The 15,192-nt window shown below is 65.9% G+C and carries 15 protein-coding genes; 9 read left to right on the forward strand and 6 right to left on the reverse strand.

The window, feature by feature from the left end; translation table 11 throughout:
- Positions 1–19: 19 nt before the first annotated feature.
- Entirely contained in the window at positions 20–673 is a 654-nt protein-coding gene (locus FVW27_RS13495) for a septal ring lytic transglycosylase RlpA family protein (protein WP_167125959.1), read from the reverse strand.
- 345 nt (positions 674–1,018) lie between these two features.
- On the opposite strand from FVW27_RS13495, the gene FVW27_RS13500 reads away from it, so the two are divergent.
- Entirely contained in the window at positions 1,019–1,897 is an 879-nt protein-coding gene (locus FVW27_RS13500; RefSeq protein WP_167125962.1) for a DMT family transporter, read from the forward strand.
- 1,082 nt (positions 1,898–2,979) lie between these two features.
- Here the strand turns inward: FVW27_RS13500 and FVW27_RS13505 are convergent.
- A complete protein-coding gene (locus tag FVW27_RS13505; protein WP_167125965.1) occupies positions 2,980–3,690 on the reverse strand; it encodes a type I restriction endonuclease subunit R in 711 nt (236 codons plus the stop codon).
- A 130-nt stretch (positions 3,691–3,820) separates the two neighbouring features.
- Positions 3,821–4,078 carry a hypothetical protein gene (locus FVW27_RS13510; RefSeq protein WP_167125968.1) on the reverse strand — a complete coding sequence of 86 codons (258 nt, stop codon included), beginning with the start codon at positions 4,076–4,078 and terminating at the stop codon, positions 3,821–3,823.
- 532 nt (positions 4,079–4,610) lie between these two features.
- Between FVW27_RS13510 and dsrA the strand changes: the two genes are divergently transcribed.
- The 4 genes from dsrA to FVW27_RS13530 all read left to right on the forward strand — a co-directional run bounded on the left by dsrA (position 4,611) and on the right by FVW27_RS13530 (position 9,120).
- Positions 4,611–5,924, forward strand: a complete 1,314-nt coding sequence (gene dsrA / locus FVW27_RS13515) for a dissimilatory-type sulfite reductase subunit alpha (protein ID WP_167125971.1) — start codon at positions 4,611–4,613, stop codon at positions 5,922–5,924.
- Positions 5,925–5,942: 18 nt separating this feature from the next.
- Positions 5,943–7,088: a dissimilatory-type sulfite reductase subunit beta gene (gene dsrB, locus FVW27_RS13520; RefSeq protein WP_167125974.1), complete on the forward strand. Its 1,146-nt coding sequence runs from the start codon at positions 5,943–5,945 to the stop codon at positions 7,086–7,088.
- A 63-nt stretch (positions 7,089–7,151) separates the two neighbouring features.
- Positions 7,152–7,385 carry a dissimilatory sulfite reductase D family protein gene (locus tag FVW27_RS13525; RefSeq protein WP_007524227.1) on the forward strand — a complete coding sequence of 78 codons (234 nt, stop codon included), beginning with the start codon at positions 7,152–7,154 and terminating at the stop codon, positions 7,383–7,385.
- A gap of 142 nt (positions 7,386–7,527) precedes the next feature.
- The gene (locus FVW27_RS13530; protein WP_167125977.1) at positions 7,528–9,120 is read left to right on the forward strand and encodes a cobyrinic acid a,c-diamide synthase CobB; all 1,593 of its coding nucleotides are present in this window, start codon (positions 7,528–7,530) and stop codon (positions 9,118–9,120) included.
- Positions 9,121–9,344: 224 nt separating this feature from the next.
- Here the strand turns inward: FVW27_RS13530 and FVW27_RS13535 are convergent, their stop codons facing one another.
- Positions 9,345–9,491 carry a hypothetical protein gene (locus FVW27_RS13535; RefSeq protein WP_167125980.1) on the reverse strand — a complete coding sequence of 49 codons (147 nt, stop codon included), beginning with the start codon at positions 9,489–9,491 and terminating at the stop codon, positions 9,345–9,347.
- Positions 9,492–9,585: 94 nt separating this feature from the next.
- On the opposite strand from FVW27_RS13535, the gene FVW27_RS13540 reads away from it, so the two are divergent.
- From FVW27_RS13540 to FVW27_RS13550, 3 genes are all read left to right on the forward strand, one after another.
- Positions 9,586–10,482 (forward strand): hypothetical protein, encoded by an 897-nt coding sequence (locus FVW27_RS13540; protein ID WP_167125983.1) that lies wholly within the window; start codon positions 9,586–9,588, stop codon positions 10,480–10,482.
- Between the two features lie 135 nt (positions 10,483–10,617).
- Complete coding sequence (locus FVW27_RS13545) at positions 10,618–11,067, forward strand: MarR family winged helix-turn-helix transcriptional regulator (protein WP_167125986.1); 450 nt, start codon at positions 10,618–10,620, stop codon at positions 11,065–11,067.
- A gap of 86 nt (positions 11,068–11,153) precedes the next feature.
- Positions 11,154–12,692, forward strand: a complete 1,539-nt coding sequence (locus FVW27_RS13550; RefSeq protein ID WP_167125988.1) for an SLC13 family permease — start codon at positions 11,154–11,156, stop codon at positions 12,690–12,692.
- A 231-nt stretch (positions 12,693–12,923) separates the two neighbouring features.
- On the opposite strand, the gene FVW27_RS13555 is transcribed toward FVW27_RS13550, so the two are convergent.
- Together FVW27_RS13555 and FVW27_RS13560 are read right to left on the reverse strand one after the other, a co-directional pair.
- Positions 12,924–13,217: an integration host factor subunit alpha gene (locus FVW27_RS13555; protein WP_007524232.1), complete on the reverse strand. Its 294-nt coding sequence runs from the start codon at positions 13,215–13,217 to the stop codon at positions 12,924–12,926.
- 26 nt (positions 13,218–13,243) lie between these two features.
- On the reverse strand, positions 13,244–13,663 hold the full coding sequence (locus FVW27_RS13560) for an HIT family protein (protein WP_167125992.1): 420 nt from the start codon (positions 13,661–13,663) through the stop codon (positions 13,244–13,246).
- Positions 13,664–14,194: 531 nt separating this feature from the next.
- Between FVW27_RS13560 and FVW27_RS13565 the strand changes: the two genes are divergently transcribed.
- Complete coding sequence (locus tag FVW27_RS13565; RefSeq protein WP_243838450.1) at positions 14,195–15,130, forward strand: radical SAM protein; 936 nt, start codon at positions 14,195–14,197, stop codon at positions 15,128–15,130.
- Positions 15,131–15,192: the final 62 nt, after the last annotated feature.

The raw sequence follows: 15,192 nt of genomic DNA on the forward strand, positions 1-15,192 counted from the left end.
CGGCGGACGGCCGGGACGGTCAGTCGCGGGCGTTGTCGGCCACGATGTCGATATCGGCGTGGCGCTGCATCAGGTGGCGGCGCAGGGCGCGCGCGTCGTCGAAGTCGCGGAAGGGCCCCACGCAGACCATCCAGCGCTTGCGGCCTTTTTCCGTGCGCGCGCGGACGCGCGCGGCGGCTTCGCCCTCGCGTTCAAGCTTGCGGACCAGCCGTTCGGCTTCCGCCTTGCTGGCGTACGACCTGATGCGGACGAAATAGGCGCTGTCGGGGTCCAGGGGGCGGCCCTTGGCGTCGCCCAGCACCTCTATGCGCACGGCGGCGCTGCCGGGTTTGACGATGCCCAGTTGTTTCGCGGCAGAGTAGGAGACGTCGATGTCGCGGTTGCCGCGATAGGGGCCCCGATCGTTCACCGTGACCAGCACGGAGCGACCATTGGAAAGGTTGGTCACGCGGACCACCGTGCCGAGGGGCAGGGTCTTGTGCGCGGCCGTCAGGGCGTTCATGTCGTAGCTTTCGCCGCTGGCGGTCTTCTTGCCGTGCAGGTCGTCACTGTACCACGAGGCGCGGCCGCGCTTGGCGGGTGCCTCGCTGGCCGCCGCGGGCAGCGGCGCGGGAAGCAGCGCACAGAGCATCAGGATGGTCGTCAGATATCGTAGGGGGTGGCGTCGGGTCATGGGCCTCCTGTGGTTGCGTGCCACGGAAGGTCGTGGCGGGTCGTGTCCTGCCCGGCGCAAGGACACGGCTCTGGGGCAACTTTCGTATGTCCCGTCGTGCAACGGGCTGCCGGGCAAACACTGGGGGTGGCACCTCGACAGTACCGTGTTTTTCCCGTATATCGCCGCACGTGTCAACGTGCCGCAATCCCGGCATGTTACGAGGCGACACTGCGGTAACATGCTGTCACGCCACAGTGCGTGGGGCGCGGTGTTGCAGCATTATTTTTTTCGCCCTTCCCGCGACGAGCCCCGCGCATCGTGCGCCCGCGCCGCCGCGCCTTTTCCTGCACGCGGGAGTCGTTCATGTTGCTGTATGCCAAGCTGATGCTGGCCACCGTGTTCTGGGGCGGTACCTTTGTTGCCGGGCGCATCGCCGCCGCCCACGCAGGCCCCTTTTCCGCAGCCTTTCTGCGCTTTGCCATAGCCACCGGGCTGCTGTTCTGGCACGTGCGACGCCGCGAGGGCGCGCTGCCGCGCCTGACATCGCCAGGCATGCACGGCTGGGCCGGGGTGCTGCTGCTGGGCGCCACCGGTGTATTCGCCTACAACGCCCTGTTCTTCACCGGGCTTGCCACCGTGCCCGCCAGCCGGGCGGCTGTGATCGTCACCAACAACCCCATCGCCATCGCCGTGGGCGCCGCGCTGTTCCTGGGCGAGCCGCTGTCGCGCCGCAAGCTGGCGGGCATCATGCTATCCGTAAGCGGCGCGGTCATCGCCATCACACGAGGCAACCCGCTGACGCTGTTCTCGTCGGCCCTGTCGTGGGGCGACGTGGCGCTGCTGGGCTGCCTGGCCAGTTGGGCCGCATATTCGCTGCTGGGCAAGGTGGTCATGCGCGCGCTGTCGCCGCTGGCGGCGGTGACCTGGTCGTGCGCGGTGGGCACGGTGATGCTGTTGCCCTTCGCCCTGCATGAGGGGCTGTGGACGGCTCTGCCCGAGTACCCTGCCTCCCTGTGGGTTGCGGCGGCATACCTTGGCGTGTTCGGCACCGTGCTGGGGTTCACCTGGTTCTACGAGGCGGTGAAGGAAATAGGCGCCGGGCGGGCCGGGGTGTTCATCAATTTCGTGCCGCTGACGGCCATCGTGTGCGCATGGGCCATGCTGGGCGAGGCGTTGCCCGTATCCTTGCTGCTGGGGGCCGCGCTGGTGACGTGCGGGGTGTTCATCACGAACAGGGCGTAGCCAGTGGGGGAGAGGCTGGTGCCTTGGTGGGTACTGCCTCTACGGATACACGGCAGCCCCTTTGATGCCTCTCGATTTCGTTATGTCTCCGGCGGGAGGCAAAAGAGGTGCCGCGCGCTGTTGAGTACGGCCTCTACGAAGACAGTCTTGCCCTTTTGCCACGCCCGATTTCGTTATGCCTCCGGCGGGCAAGGGGCCGCTAAGCGGCGGCCCCTTGCATCCCCGCGCTCCGGGGGCTCCGCCCCCTGGTCCCCCGACGTACCTCGCACCGCGTTCCTTTCGTCGGCAGCTTCCCTCGGCCAAAGCGCCTTCGGGCGATCTGCCGACGGGAACGCGAATGTGCGCAAATCCCTCGTCGCTACGGCATAGCGAGGGTGCCTTTCCCCTCGGTTCGCATACGGCGCGCATCCGCGACGCCGGAGCTTCCGCCTCGCAAAGCCTCGGCGGTGATCTCCGGCTGCGGACGCGTATCGCCGCACCGGGGTTGGATGCGGCTAGGCGCACTGTCCATGTGTTTTTGCAACCTACGGATGTTGTTAGTCGTTATGATTTCTAGCGATGCTGTGCATCGCTCAACGGAACCGCATTGTGCGTAGAAGCGTGTGACGCCGGGCCTTGACGGCGGCACATGCGCCGCAACGGGGACGTGGGCAAGGCGCCCAAGTGGGATAGAGGTAGCGGGAGATTCGCGCACATCGCATTCCGTCGGGCAGATCGCCCGAAGGCGCTTTGGCCGACGGAAGCTGCCCGGCATGGGAATGCGGTGCAGGATACCTGTGGGTAAGGCCCCACGCGTTATTGAGGCGATGGGAGTTTCGTGCGCATTGGCGTCACCGGCGGCAGATCGCCCGGAGGCGCCTTGCGCCGGAGGGAAGCTGGCGCCGAAGAGACGCCGCGCAAGATACGTCGGGGGTCCAAGGGAGGCCAAGCCCCCCTGGAGCGCGGGGATGCAAGGGGCCATCGCTCAATGGCCCCTTGCCCGCCGGAGGCATAACGAAATCGAAGGGTATCAACAGGGCAGGGCTGTCTACGTAGATGCCGTGTCCATCAGGGCACTGCCCCCCCTCCCCACCGCCACGCGACTACAACAAGCACACATCCTCGCCGCAGCACCGCTTCAGAAACGCCGTATACGCCCCCAGTATGCGCCGCTCGCCCGCGGCGCGTTCCTGCGTCAGCTGCGGACACGGATGGTCCGCAGCCAACCGCCGCAATGCATCCCGCTTCGGCAGCGCCCGCATGCCCTCGCCCAGCACCGCGCCATCCACGGCAGCCATGAGCAGGGCATCGCGCGTGTCGGTCACGGCCACCAACGGTGCGGGGCCACCGGGAAACAGCCGTGCCGCCGCCACGCTTTCGCGGGCGTAGCTGCCCGGCGCGCCGGGGCAGAACAGCACGATGCACAGCGGCGTGCCGTCGTCGTCGCGCAGGGTCAGGTCCACCACGCGGCAGCCTTCGTCGTGGTCGTCGGAATCTTCGGAATCGCCGGGGGCGCCACTATCGGGCGGAACGGGGAGATCAAGGGAAACGGGGGGTGCATCGGGGCGGTCGGCACCTTCGAAGACCCGGGGCACCTCGGTGGACGACGGAGCCAGAGACGACGAAGCATTCGCGGCATCAGGCACCACGTCGAACCGCACCCGCACGCGCGGCTCCACCAACTCGCGCGGGTGGCCCAGTTCTTCCACCAGCAGCCGCGCCAGGGCCTGCCGCAAATCCTCGTAGGTGGTGTGGTCCACGTCCTGCCCGGTCAGGTAGTCGCGCAGGGTGGCCCCAAGGCTGACTTCGTGCATGCGGCCCTCCGGCAAGCCTGCCTCTCGCGCACGGGCAGGATTGCTCCGGAATTCACGAACACCGCTTTCGCGGAGCCCAGTTGGCCTTCGTGACAGGCTTTCGACGAATGCCCCGGGCAAACTGTCTGCTTCAGTTTGCCTTCAGCAGGGCCCGCGCCACGGATTCGTCATACAGCTTGAGGGGATCGGTTTCGCGCCCCATGTCGCGGTACATGCCTGCGGCATGCCGGATGACCTCCAGCGGCACCCACTCGTGGCGTTCCCACACTTCGGGCCGGTCGGCACGCCACAGGCGAAATTCCACGCTGCCGGCGTTGGAACGCACGTAGACGCGGGTACGTTTGTCATTGGGATCGGGGTAATAGTAAAGGCCAAGATCGTCCTGCATGGGCACTCCTGAACACATGAACTGCGGATGACGCCCGCCGCCGTGGCCGGGAGCGGGCATACGGTCAATGCCCTATCCCGCCGATGCACGCAAGCTGTTGTCATTCCCCGGATGGTGGGCTACAAGCAAGAAAGTGTCGCCTGCCCCCTGCATGGCGGCACCAGGATGTCCGACGGGGAGACTGCCATGCCCCGTCCCCGCGTGAAAACGCGGCGGGCACCGGAACGATTCGGAACGCACGGCGCCACCGACACGCCGACGCCTGCATTGTTTCGGCAATCCCGACAGGGCGTTGCCTGCTTCCCGCCACCCGGCGGGACGGTGCTGCGGCCCGCGTCGGGGCTTGACAACGCGCCGGAATCCTTTTAGGAATGGCGTTACTTTGTCCAAAAAATCACGAGTTTTCCGGGCGCAAGGGCCGCGCCGACCGATGCCCTTACCTCCGGAAGACGCCGTCCTGTTGCGCCCCAGGGGCGATGGGCGTGTCTGTTGAGAGTCCAGAACTTCAACAAACCAATGTGGAGGTAAGGCAATGGCGAAACATGCAACCCCCAAGTTGGACCAGCTCGAATCCGGGCCCTGGCCCAGCTTCGTGTCCGACATCAAGCAGGAAGCTGCTTACCGGGCTGCCAACCCCAAGGGTCTGGACTACCAGATCCCGGTGGACTGCCCCGAAGACCTGCTTGGCGTTCTCGAGCTGTCCTACAACGAGGGTGAAACCCACTGGAAGCACGGCGGCATCGTTGGCGTGTTCGGTTACGGCGGCGGCGTCATCGGCCGTTACTGTGACCAGCCCGAACAGTTCCCCGGCGTGGCGCACTTCCACACCGTGCGCGTGAACCAGCCCGCGGCGAAGTACTACCACACCGACTACCTGCGCCAGCTCTGCGACCTGTGGGACCTGCGCGGCTCCGGTCTGACCAACATGCACGGTTCCACCGGCGACATCGTGCTTCTTGGCACCCAGACCCCGCAGCTCGAAGAACTGTTCTTCGAACTGACCCACAAGATGAACACCGACCTTGGTGGCTCGGGCTCCAACCTGCGTACGCCCGAATCCTGCCTTGGCATGTCGCGCTGCGAATACGCCTGCTACGACACCCAGGCCTGCTGCTACGCGCTGACCATGGAATACCAGGACGAACTGCACCGCCCGGCGTTCCCCTACAAGTTCAAGTTCAAGTTCGACGGCTGCCCCAACGGCTGCGTCGCCTCCATCGCCCGTTCCGACTTCTCGGTCATCGGTACCTGGAAGGACGACATCAAGATCGACCAGGCCGCCGTCAAGGCCTACGTCGGTGGCGAACTGAAGCCCAACGCCGGCGCCCACTCGGGCCGCGACTGGGGCAAGTTCGACATCATGGCCGAAGTGGTGGAACGCTGCCCCTCCAAGTGCATCTCCTGGAACGGCTCCGCCCTGTCCATCAAGACCAGCGAGTGCGTGCGCTGCATGCACTGCATCAACACCATGCCCCGCGCCCTGCGCATCGGTGACGAACGCGGCGCGTCCATCCTGGTCGGCGCCAAGGCGCCCGTCCTCGACGGCGCCCAGATGGGTTCGCTGCTGGTTCCCTTCGTGGAAGCCACCGATCCCTTCGACGAAATCAAGGAAGTCGTCGAAAAGATCTGGGACTGGTGGATGGAAGAAGGCAAGAACCGCGAGCGTCTGGGCGAGACCATCAAGCGTCTCAGCTTCCAGAAGCTGCTCGAGGTGACCGAGATCGACCCCGTGGCGCAACACGTGAAGGAGCCCCGCTCCAACCCGTACATCTTCTTCAAGGAAGAAGAAGTGCCCGGCGGCTGGGATCGCGACATCACGGAATACCGCAAGAGACACCAGAGATAAGAAGAGGGGTAGCACATCATGGCATTCATCTCTTCCGGGTACAATCCCGAAAAGCCGATGGAAAACCGTATCACGGACATCGGCCCCCGCAAGCACGACTCCTTCTTCCCCCCGTTCATCGCAAAGAACTTCGGGAAGTGGCTGTACCATGAAATCCTGGAACCCGGCGTGCTGGTACACGTCGCCGAATCCGGCGACAAGGTGTACACCGTGCGCGTTGGTGCTGCCCGTCTGATGTCGATCACCCACATCCGCGAGATGTGCGACATCGCCGACAAGCACTGCGGCGGCTTCCTGCGCTTCACCACCCGCAACAACGTCGAGTTCATGGTCGACACCGAAGCGGGCCTGAAGGCGCTGAAGGAAGACCTGGCCTCGCGCAAGTTCGCCGGCGGCTCCTACAAGTTCCCCATCGGCGGCACCGGCGCCGGTGTGTCCAACATCGTGCACACCCAGGGCTGGGTGCACTGCCACACCCCCGCCACCGACGCTTCCGGCCCGGTCAAGGCGATCATGGATGAAGTCTTCACCGACTTCCAGTCCATGCGTCTGCCCGCCCCGGTTCGCATCTCGCTGGCCTGCTGCATCAACATGTGCGGCGCCGTGCACTGCTCCGACATCGGCGTGGTGGGCATCCACCGCAAGCCCCCGATGATCGACCACGAATGGACCGACCAGCTGTGCGAAATCCCGCTGGCCGTTTCCGCCTGCCCCACCGCCGCCGTGCGTCCCACCAAGGTGGAAGTCGGCGACAAGAAGCTGAACTCCATCGCCATCAAGAACGACCGCTGCATGTACTGCGGTAACTGCTACACCATGTGCCCCGCCCTGCCGATCTCTGACGGCGAAGGCGACGGCTGCGTGATCATGGTGGGCGGCAAGGTTTCCAACCGCATCTCCATGCCCAAGTTCTCGAAGGTCGTCGTGGCCTACATCCCGAACGAAATGCCGCGCTGGCCCTCGCTCACCGCGAAGATCAAGCACATCATCGAGGTGTACGCCGCCAACGCGAACAAGTACGAACGTCTGGGCGAATGGGCCGAGCGCATCGGCTGGGAAAGCTTCTTCAAGCTGACCGGCCTTGAGTTCACCCACCACCTCATCGACGACTTCCGCGATCCGGCCTACTACACCTGGCGTCAGAGCACCCAGTTCAAGTTCTAAGCCGGTAGGCAACCACATTCCGGGGGCGGGTTTGCCGCCCCCGGATAACCAAAGGGGCTATCCATGGAAGAAGCCAAGAACAAGGTCGTGGAATTCCTGCAGTCCAAGGCCGGCTCGAAGAGCAAGTTCTACTTCAACGACTTTCTCGACCTGTTCCCCGACAAGGGCCCGCGCGACGTGAAGAAGATCCTCACCGCGCTGGTGAACGCCGAAGTTCTGGAATACTGGTCCTCCGGCAGCACCACCATGTACGGCCTCAAGGGCGCCGGCAAGCAGGCCGGGGCCGAGGGCGAATAGTAGTTCTCCACGCCGGGGAACTGTTTTTCCGAAAAGGCGTATGGACTGCAAGGTTCATACGCTCTTTTCATATGCACGCCCGCATGCATGCGGGCGCGGGCGTTACCCCGCACACCGTCCGGACATTCCGGCGCACCATTGCATGAATCTTTCGCGCATCGTCATTGCCGGTCTTTCCGGCGGCTCCGGCAAGACCCTGGTATCCCTCGGCGTCGTGCGAGCCCTTGCGCGCTCCGGCCTTGCCATAAAACCCTGCAAGAAGGGGCCGGACTACATCGACGCCTGGTGGCTGGCCCTGGCCGCCGGGCACCCCGCCACCAACCTGGACCCCTACTTTCTCGATGCGGCCATGCTGCGGTCGCTGTTCTGGACCCAATGCGGGCTGGTGGGCGATGCCAATCCGGTCTGTTCCGCCAGCACGGCGATCCGGTACGACATGGCCGTCATAGAAGGCAACCGCGGCCTGTTCGATGGACGCGACCTGTCCGGCAGCTGTTCCACTGCGGAACTGGCGCGCATCCTTGGCGCCCCCGTGGTGGTTGTCATGGACTGCACCAAGATGACCCGCACGGCTGCGGCCATCGTGTCCGGCCTGCGCCACTTCGAGCAGGGCGTGCACATTGCCGGGGTGATCCTGAACCGCACGGCGGGGCCGCGCCATCGCACCGTGCTGCGCGAAACCATCGAACACTACACCGACGTGCCGGTGCTGGGCGTGCTGCCCAAGATAGCCGACAACCCCATCCCCGAACGGCACATGGGACTCGTTTCCGGCATGGAGCACGAAGAATGCGTGGCCGGGCTGGACAAGGTGGCGGACATCATGTCCGAACACGTGGACCTGCACCGCCTGCGCCAGGTGGCGTGTGCCGCACCGCCGCCGCAGGGGCCTGTGGCCGACCTGTGGTCGTTGCTGCCCGGTGCGCAGACCAGCACACCCGACAAGCAGTCCCCGTCCAACCCCAATCAGGATGATGCTGCCCAGGGTCAAGCTGCTCAGGGCGATGCGGCCCGGCGTGATCCCGTCCCCCCCGCCGAGCAATCCGACCGGCCACGCATCGGCTACGTGCACGACGCGGCCCTGTGGTTCTACTACGAGGAAAACCTGCTGGCCCTGCGCCATGCAGGGGCCGAACTGGTGCGCCTTTCGCTGCTTGACGGCGCGGGCTGGCCGCAGTTGGACGGCCTGTACCTTGGCGGCGGCTTTCCGGAAACCCTTGCCGCCCGGCTGTCCGCCAACCGTCCGGCCCTGGACCGGCTGCGCGGACTGTCGGAGTCGGGCCTGCCCATCTACGCAGAATGCGGCGGATTCATGGTGCTGGGCCGGTCCATCGTCATGGACGGCACCGAGCACCCCATGGCGGACATCTTTCCCGTGCGCACCGAGTTCCATGCAAAGCCCCAGGGGCTCGGCTATGTGGACGCCGCCGCCGTACTGGAAAACCCCTTCCATCCCGTGGGCACGACCTTTCGCGGGCACGAGTTCCATTATTCGCGCTGCGTGCCCTGCAACGACGCAACCGGAACGCCCGGCGCACCAGCCGTGCCCAGCGCACTGCACCTCACGGCCCAGTCCGGCCATGTCACCGGCATGGGCGATGGCCGCGACGGCCTGCTGCTTCGCAACACGCTGGCTGCCTATACCCACATATTCGCGCCTGCCGTACCCCACTGGGCACCCGCCATGGTCCGTGCCGCGCGCGCCTTCAGATCCGGTCGCCCCCTCCCCGCCTGACGCCATCCATCCCCCTCCCGATCCGTTACCATCTCCGCCTTTGCGACAACTTGCCATCTAGAAACGACGTGCTTTCGTGCGCCTGCTTGACATTCACTTGCGTCATCATTATTAGCAATCAAACAATTAGTTCGCAATGCAATAACACCCACCAAACAACATGTCCGGAAAATGAACCAGCCCCAGCACCAACCATTACCTACGGAAATTCCGGCTACATCGCGTCACCGCAGATCGCCAGACCCGTCCGGCGCACGGAACGCCCGCGTCACGCCAGAGGAGTTGCGCATGTTGTTGACGGACTGGCCCGACGGCAGTACGGAACGCGCCTGCTCTTTTTCCGATGCACCGCGTGCGGCATAGCTGTTCATTTTCCCTTGCCTGATGCACCTCATCCACTCGCCGGACCCGGCAATTCCCACACATCCGACGCGCGCCCAGGCGCGCCCTGTACAGGAGCCTTGCATGTCCCGTTCGTTTTCTGGCGTCCTCACCCGGTCTGCACCCGGCGCAGTCCTTGGCGGACTGCTGATGACCCTTGCCCTGATGTTGGCTGCGCCCGCCGCGCATGCCGCGGACAATGATTTTTCCGCCATCATCACCGGGCGCACCATTGGCGAGGCGGACATGGACGACGGCGGTTCGGTGGCCGTAACCGAAGCCGGGGCCAGCCTGCGCTACCGCTGGTTCGGCATCGACTACCTGAACCGCCGCTACGACTGGTCGGACACCGCCAGCCTGCCCTTCGGCAACGGATCCGATCCGTGGGAACAGTTGCACATGCTGCGCCTGCGCGCCGACATCGCCGAACAGTTGGGCTTTGGCGGTCTTGGCTGGTTCGCCGGGGCGGGCCTGACCGCCGGATGGGAAGAAGAAATGGACGACGCCTGGGGGCTTTCCGGCTCGGCCGGGCTTACCTGGGCCGTGGGCGGCGTGCGCCTGCGCGGCGGGGTTGCTGCCTCTGCCCACCCCGTGGGCACGCGACTGCTGCCTCTGGTTGTCGCAGACTGGGGCAACCAGCGCGATCTGGGCTTTTCGGCCACGGTGGGCTTTCCGGAAACCATGCTCCGCTACCGTTCCTCCGACATGTTTTCCTTCCGCGCCGGTGGACGGATGGAAGGGAATACCTACCGCCTGGCCGACGACAGCCCCGTCCAGCGCGAAGGCTACATGAGAACCTCGTCCGTGACGCTGGGCGGCTACATCGACATCACCCCGCTGGAAGACCTGACCCTGACCGTTGGCGCGGAATACCTGACCCGCCAGGAAATGCGTGTCTACAATTCCGACGGCGACGAAGGGGACACCTACGACCTCGACGACGCCCCCGCCCTGTTCCTGCGTCTGAGCTACGGCTTCTAGCCGTCCGCTGGGACCAGCCAGACCCCGCCACACGTTCGCGGCCCCGTCGGCCCCGCCGCATCGTCGATATTGACGCCGAACGGGGCCGCGGCATATCCCGGACATACCGCCGCGCCCCCAACCAGCAGGAACCCCATGCCCACCGACCCACCGTTCCCCGATGTCCTCGCCTCGCACCGGCTCAGCACACTGGTGGGTGAACTGTCGCGCGCCTGGCGCGCCCGTCTGGACCAGCGCCTCAAACCGCTGGGCCTGTCGCAGGCTTCGGGGGTGGTGCTGTGGGCACTTGCGCTGGGCGGCGCGCTTACCCAGACCCAACTGGCCCGGAGCATCGGCATAGAAGGCTCCACGCTGGTGCGCCAGATAGACCGACTGGAAGCGGATGGCCATTTGCGCCGGGTGCAGAATCCCGATGACCGGCGGGCCAATCTGCTGGAACTGACCGATTCCGGCAGCGAACTGGCCAACGCCGTTGATGCCGTGGGCCGCGCGGTGCGGGACGAACTGTTCGCGGGCCTTCCCGTTGCCGATCTGCACACCACCATGCGCACCCTGCACCAACTGCGCATGCGCCTGCCGGACTGACACCGGGGGCCGGGATCCGCCAGCCCTCTGTGCGTTGTTCCCGCATGCCGGGTGTGCTACGCAAGCAGACCAGCAAGAGGTCACGCATGCCCCCTGACTCACCCTTCTCCTCCCAGACGCGCCATCCCGCACCCACTGCCCTGACACCGCCCGCCGCGCTGGCCGCTCTGGCGCGTTCGCCCCGCCACGTCATCGCCCTGGCCTGCGCGGCTGCGGGCGTGCTGTTGGCCCTCCATCCCCCGTCAGCCCTGCCGCCGGAAGCAGCCCGGCCCGTGGGGCTGGCCGTGGGCGCCATAGGATTGTGGGTCACCGCCGCGATCCCCGAATACCTCACCGCCCTGCTGTTCTTCCTGCTGGCCGTCCTGCTGCACGCAGCCCCGGCGGCCACGGTGTTCTCCGGGTTCCACTCGGCCACTTTCTGGCTGGTCTTCGGCGGGCTGTGCATAGGCTCCGCCATGCAGCATACCGGCCTTGGCACGCGCATGGCGCGGGGGCTGCTGGCACGCACGGGTACGGGCTATACCGCGCTGGTCTGCGGACTGGTGGCCGTGGGTGTGCTGCTGTCGTTCGTCATGCCCTCGTCCATGGGGCGCATCGCCCTGCTCATGCCGTTGGCGGTGTCCCTTGCCGGGGCGGCGGGGCACGGGCCGGGCAGCGCCCAGCGCACCGGCATCGTACTGGCCACCCTGTTCGGGGCACTGCAACCGGCCTTCGCCATCCTGCCTGCCAACGTCCCCAACATGATCCTTGCGGGCAGCGCCGAGAGCCTGTTCGGCCACACGCTTGCCTACGGGCGCTACCTGCTGGTGCACTTTCCGGTGCTGGGCCTGCTGAAGGCCGTGGCCATCGCGATCGTGGTGCTGCGATTGTACCCGGCACCCAGTGCCGGACAGGCGGCCGACATGGCCAGCAAAGCCATGGAAGGAACTGCGGCGGAAGCAGCGGCGGTGACAACGGACGCAGCGTCACCCGACACCGAAGCCGGGGCCGTGAATGCTGCGCCCAGTCCGGCGGAGCGGCGGCTTATGGTGGTGCTGGTCGTGGCCGTGGGCCTGTGGGCCACCGACACGCTGCATCATGTCTCGCCCGCGTGGGTCAGCCTGGGGGCCGCCGTGCTCTGCCTGTGGCCGCCGTTGGGCCTTACCGGCAAACAGGCCATCAGCAGGGACATGAGCATGGCGCCGCTGCTGTTCGTGGCAGGCATCATGGGGCTGGGCGCCATGGTGGCGGCATCTGGCGCGGGCCACTTGCTGGTGAGCGCCCTGCTCGATGTCCTGCCCCTGATCCCGGGGGAATCCGCGCGCAATTTCACCGTGCTCACGGTGTACGCCATGGTCACCGGGCTGCTCACCACCCTGCCGGGCATCCCCGCCGTGCTCACCCCGCTGGCGAACGATCTGGCCACGGCTTCCGGCTTCAGTCTGGAGGCCGTGCTGATGACCCAGATCGCTGCCGTATCGTCCATGTTTCTGCCCTACCAGTCGCCGCCGTTGGTGGTGGCCATGCAACTGGGCAGCATTTCCTCCGGCCACATGACCCGCACCTGCCTGCTGCTGGCTGCCATCAACATCGTGGTGCTGTTGCCGCTGGACTATCTGTGGTGGCGCTGGCTGGGCCTACTCTGACCGGGCAGTACCCCGGGCGTCATCCCAACGGCATACGGGCGGACGCCGCCCGACGCCGCGCCATGCGCCAGCGTATCGGCGATCCGCGTGTGCTCCCCCGGCATCCTGCCCGCCGCGCACAATTCCCGCAGACTCCGCTTCACCCCGAAAAAACACCGACGCCGCCCCCCAGCCGGGGAGCGGCGTCGAAAACCCTTGCGGCCTGTGGCCGGGCAGGTGCGCGCGGACGCGCTATTCGTCGTTCAGTTCGGCGCGGAACTTGCGCGACAGACGGAACACCACGACCTTGCGCGGAGGCAGGGTGATGGTTTCGTCGGTCTGCGGGTTGCGCCCCTTGCGGGCCTTCTTGTCATAGGCCTCGAACTTGCCGAATCCGCTTATGAGCAGGGCATGATCCTTCTTGATCGCCTGCTTCATGATGCCGAGAAGCGACTCGACAACGCCTTTCACTTCGGCGCGGTTCCTGTCGGTCTTTTCGTAGATGGCATCGACGATTTCCGCCTTGGTCAGGGTCTTGCCGCTCATACTGTCCTCCGGGCCGGTGCTTCCGGCTACTCCATGCGTTCCCTGATGGCCTTCGCGAGCGCCTGCATCTCGTCGATGCTGCCGTATTGCCCCTGCGGCCACAGTTCGTGGCCGTCGCCGGGAAAGCGGGGCACCAGATGCCAATGGACGTGGAACACCACCTGTCCCGCCGTCGCGAAGTTGTTTTGAAATATGTTCAGCCCTTCCGCTCCGGTGGCCTCCATGATGGCACGGCCAACGCGCTGCTGGGCGGCGATGATGTGCTCGCCGAGCCGCGCGGGCATATCCAGCACCGTGCGGTGATGCTCCCTGGGAACGATCAGCGCATGGCCCCGATTGACGGGCCCGATGTCCAGAAAGGAGAGCACGTGGTCGTCGGCGTAGATCTGCGCGCAGGGAATTTCGCCACGCACTATCCTGCAGAAAATGCAATCGGACTGGGACATGGATTCTCCGTCACATGGAACACTTTGAAATCATTCAGCCGCGCGAACCGGCGCGCAGCGGCGGGCATGTAACTAGTTATATACACAGTCAAAGCCGCAACCGCAAGTAAAATCTTGCAAGATTATGCCGGGTTGCCACGCCTTGCGGCACAAGGGCTTCCGTGCCATCGTCCCCGCAGGAGGGGGGCAGCGGAGCAGGCCGCAACCCCCTTTCCGGAAAGGGGTATGTCGCTCCCTGCCCTTTTTGCAGGGTCGTTCCCTGCTCCGAAAGCGAGCGACGCACGGCGAAAATGGCCCGATGCAGGGCCGGACGTACACCCCGAAGCCATCAACTTCGCTTCGATAGTAACACATCAGCAACACAAGGCAATCATGTCGGCGTTGATTTTTCCGGTCCCCGAGCCACGTTGCGGCGTCCGTCTGCCTGTCCCGGCCATGCCTGCCTGGCTCGACGAGTCGGGGCACAGGCCCGGCGCAGGGTGCGCGTCTGTCGCCACCCAGCGTAAGAGGCCACGCATCCTACCGGTTTTCCTGCCCTTTGCCGGGTGTCCCACCCGCTGCGTGTTCTGCGCACAGGACGTGCAGACCGGCCAGCGCGGCGGCGCGAACGGCATTGCCCACGCGCTGGAACAGGCCGAAGCGCGGCTGGAACACGAGGCGCGCCTGTTTCAGGAAGCGACCACAGGCGGCGGATCGGCGCCGGGTTCTCCGTCCACCCCGAACGCCGGACGCGGCGCATCCGCCCTCGACGCTTCCCCTTCGCCGCTGGAAATCGCCTTCTACGGCGGCACGTTCACCCTGCTGCCAGAAGCGGAGCGCGACGCCTGCCTGGAACTTGCGCATCGCTGGCGGCAACGTGGGGTGGTCTGCCGGGTGCGCTGCTCCACCCGGCCCGATGCCGTGACGGAGCGCGGCCTGACGGCATTACGCACGGCGGGCATGGACTGCGTGGAACTGGGGGTACAGAGCTTCGACGACGCGGCACTGGATGCCGCCAGCCGTGGCTACGCAGGCTCTGTGGCCCGCGCCGCCTGCGCCATGGTGGCCGGGGCCGGGCTGGAACTGGGGGTGCAACTGATGCCCGGCATGCCGGGGGTGACACCGGAAGTGTTCCGCGCCGACGTGCATACCGCCCTGCTGCCCGATGCCGACGGGGCAATCCCGCTGGCCGCCTTCCTGCGCTTCTACCCCTGTCTCGTGCTGCGCGGCACGCCGTTGGCGGAACGCTGGCGGGCCGGAAGCTACGTACCGTGGCCGCTGGACACCACCGTGGATGCGCTGGCCGACGGTTTGCTGGCCGCATGGGCGCGCGGAGTGGCCGTGGTACGCATGGGCCTTTCGCCGGAAGACGGATTGGACGACGCGGTGCTGGCCGGACCGGTGCACCCGGCGCTGGGCCAGTTGGTCAAGGCCGAAGCCCTGCGCCGCCACGTTGCCGCGCATCTGGCCCGCCTGCCGGGGGAATGATCGTAGCGTTTTGAAAGCAGGATTTTTCCTGTGGAAGTGTCAATGACATTGACCAATACGTC

This window comes from Nitratidesulfovibrio liaohensis (assembly GCF_011682075.1).
Taxonomy (GTDB): Bacteria; Desulfobacterota; Desulfovibrionia; order Desulfovibrionales; family Desulfovibrionaceae; genus Cupidesulfovibrio; species Cupidesulfovibrio liaohensis.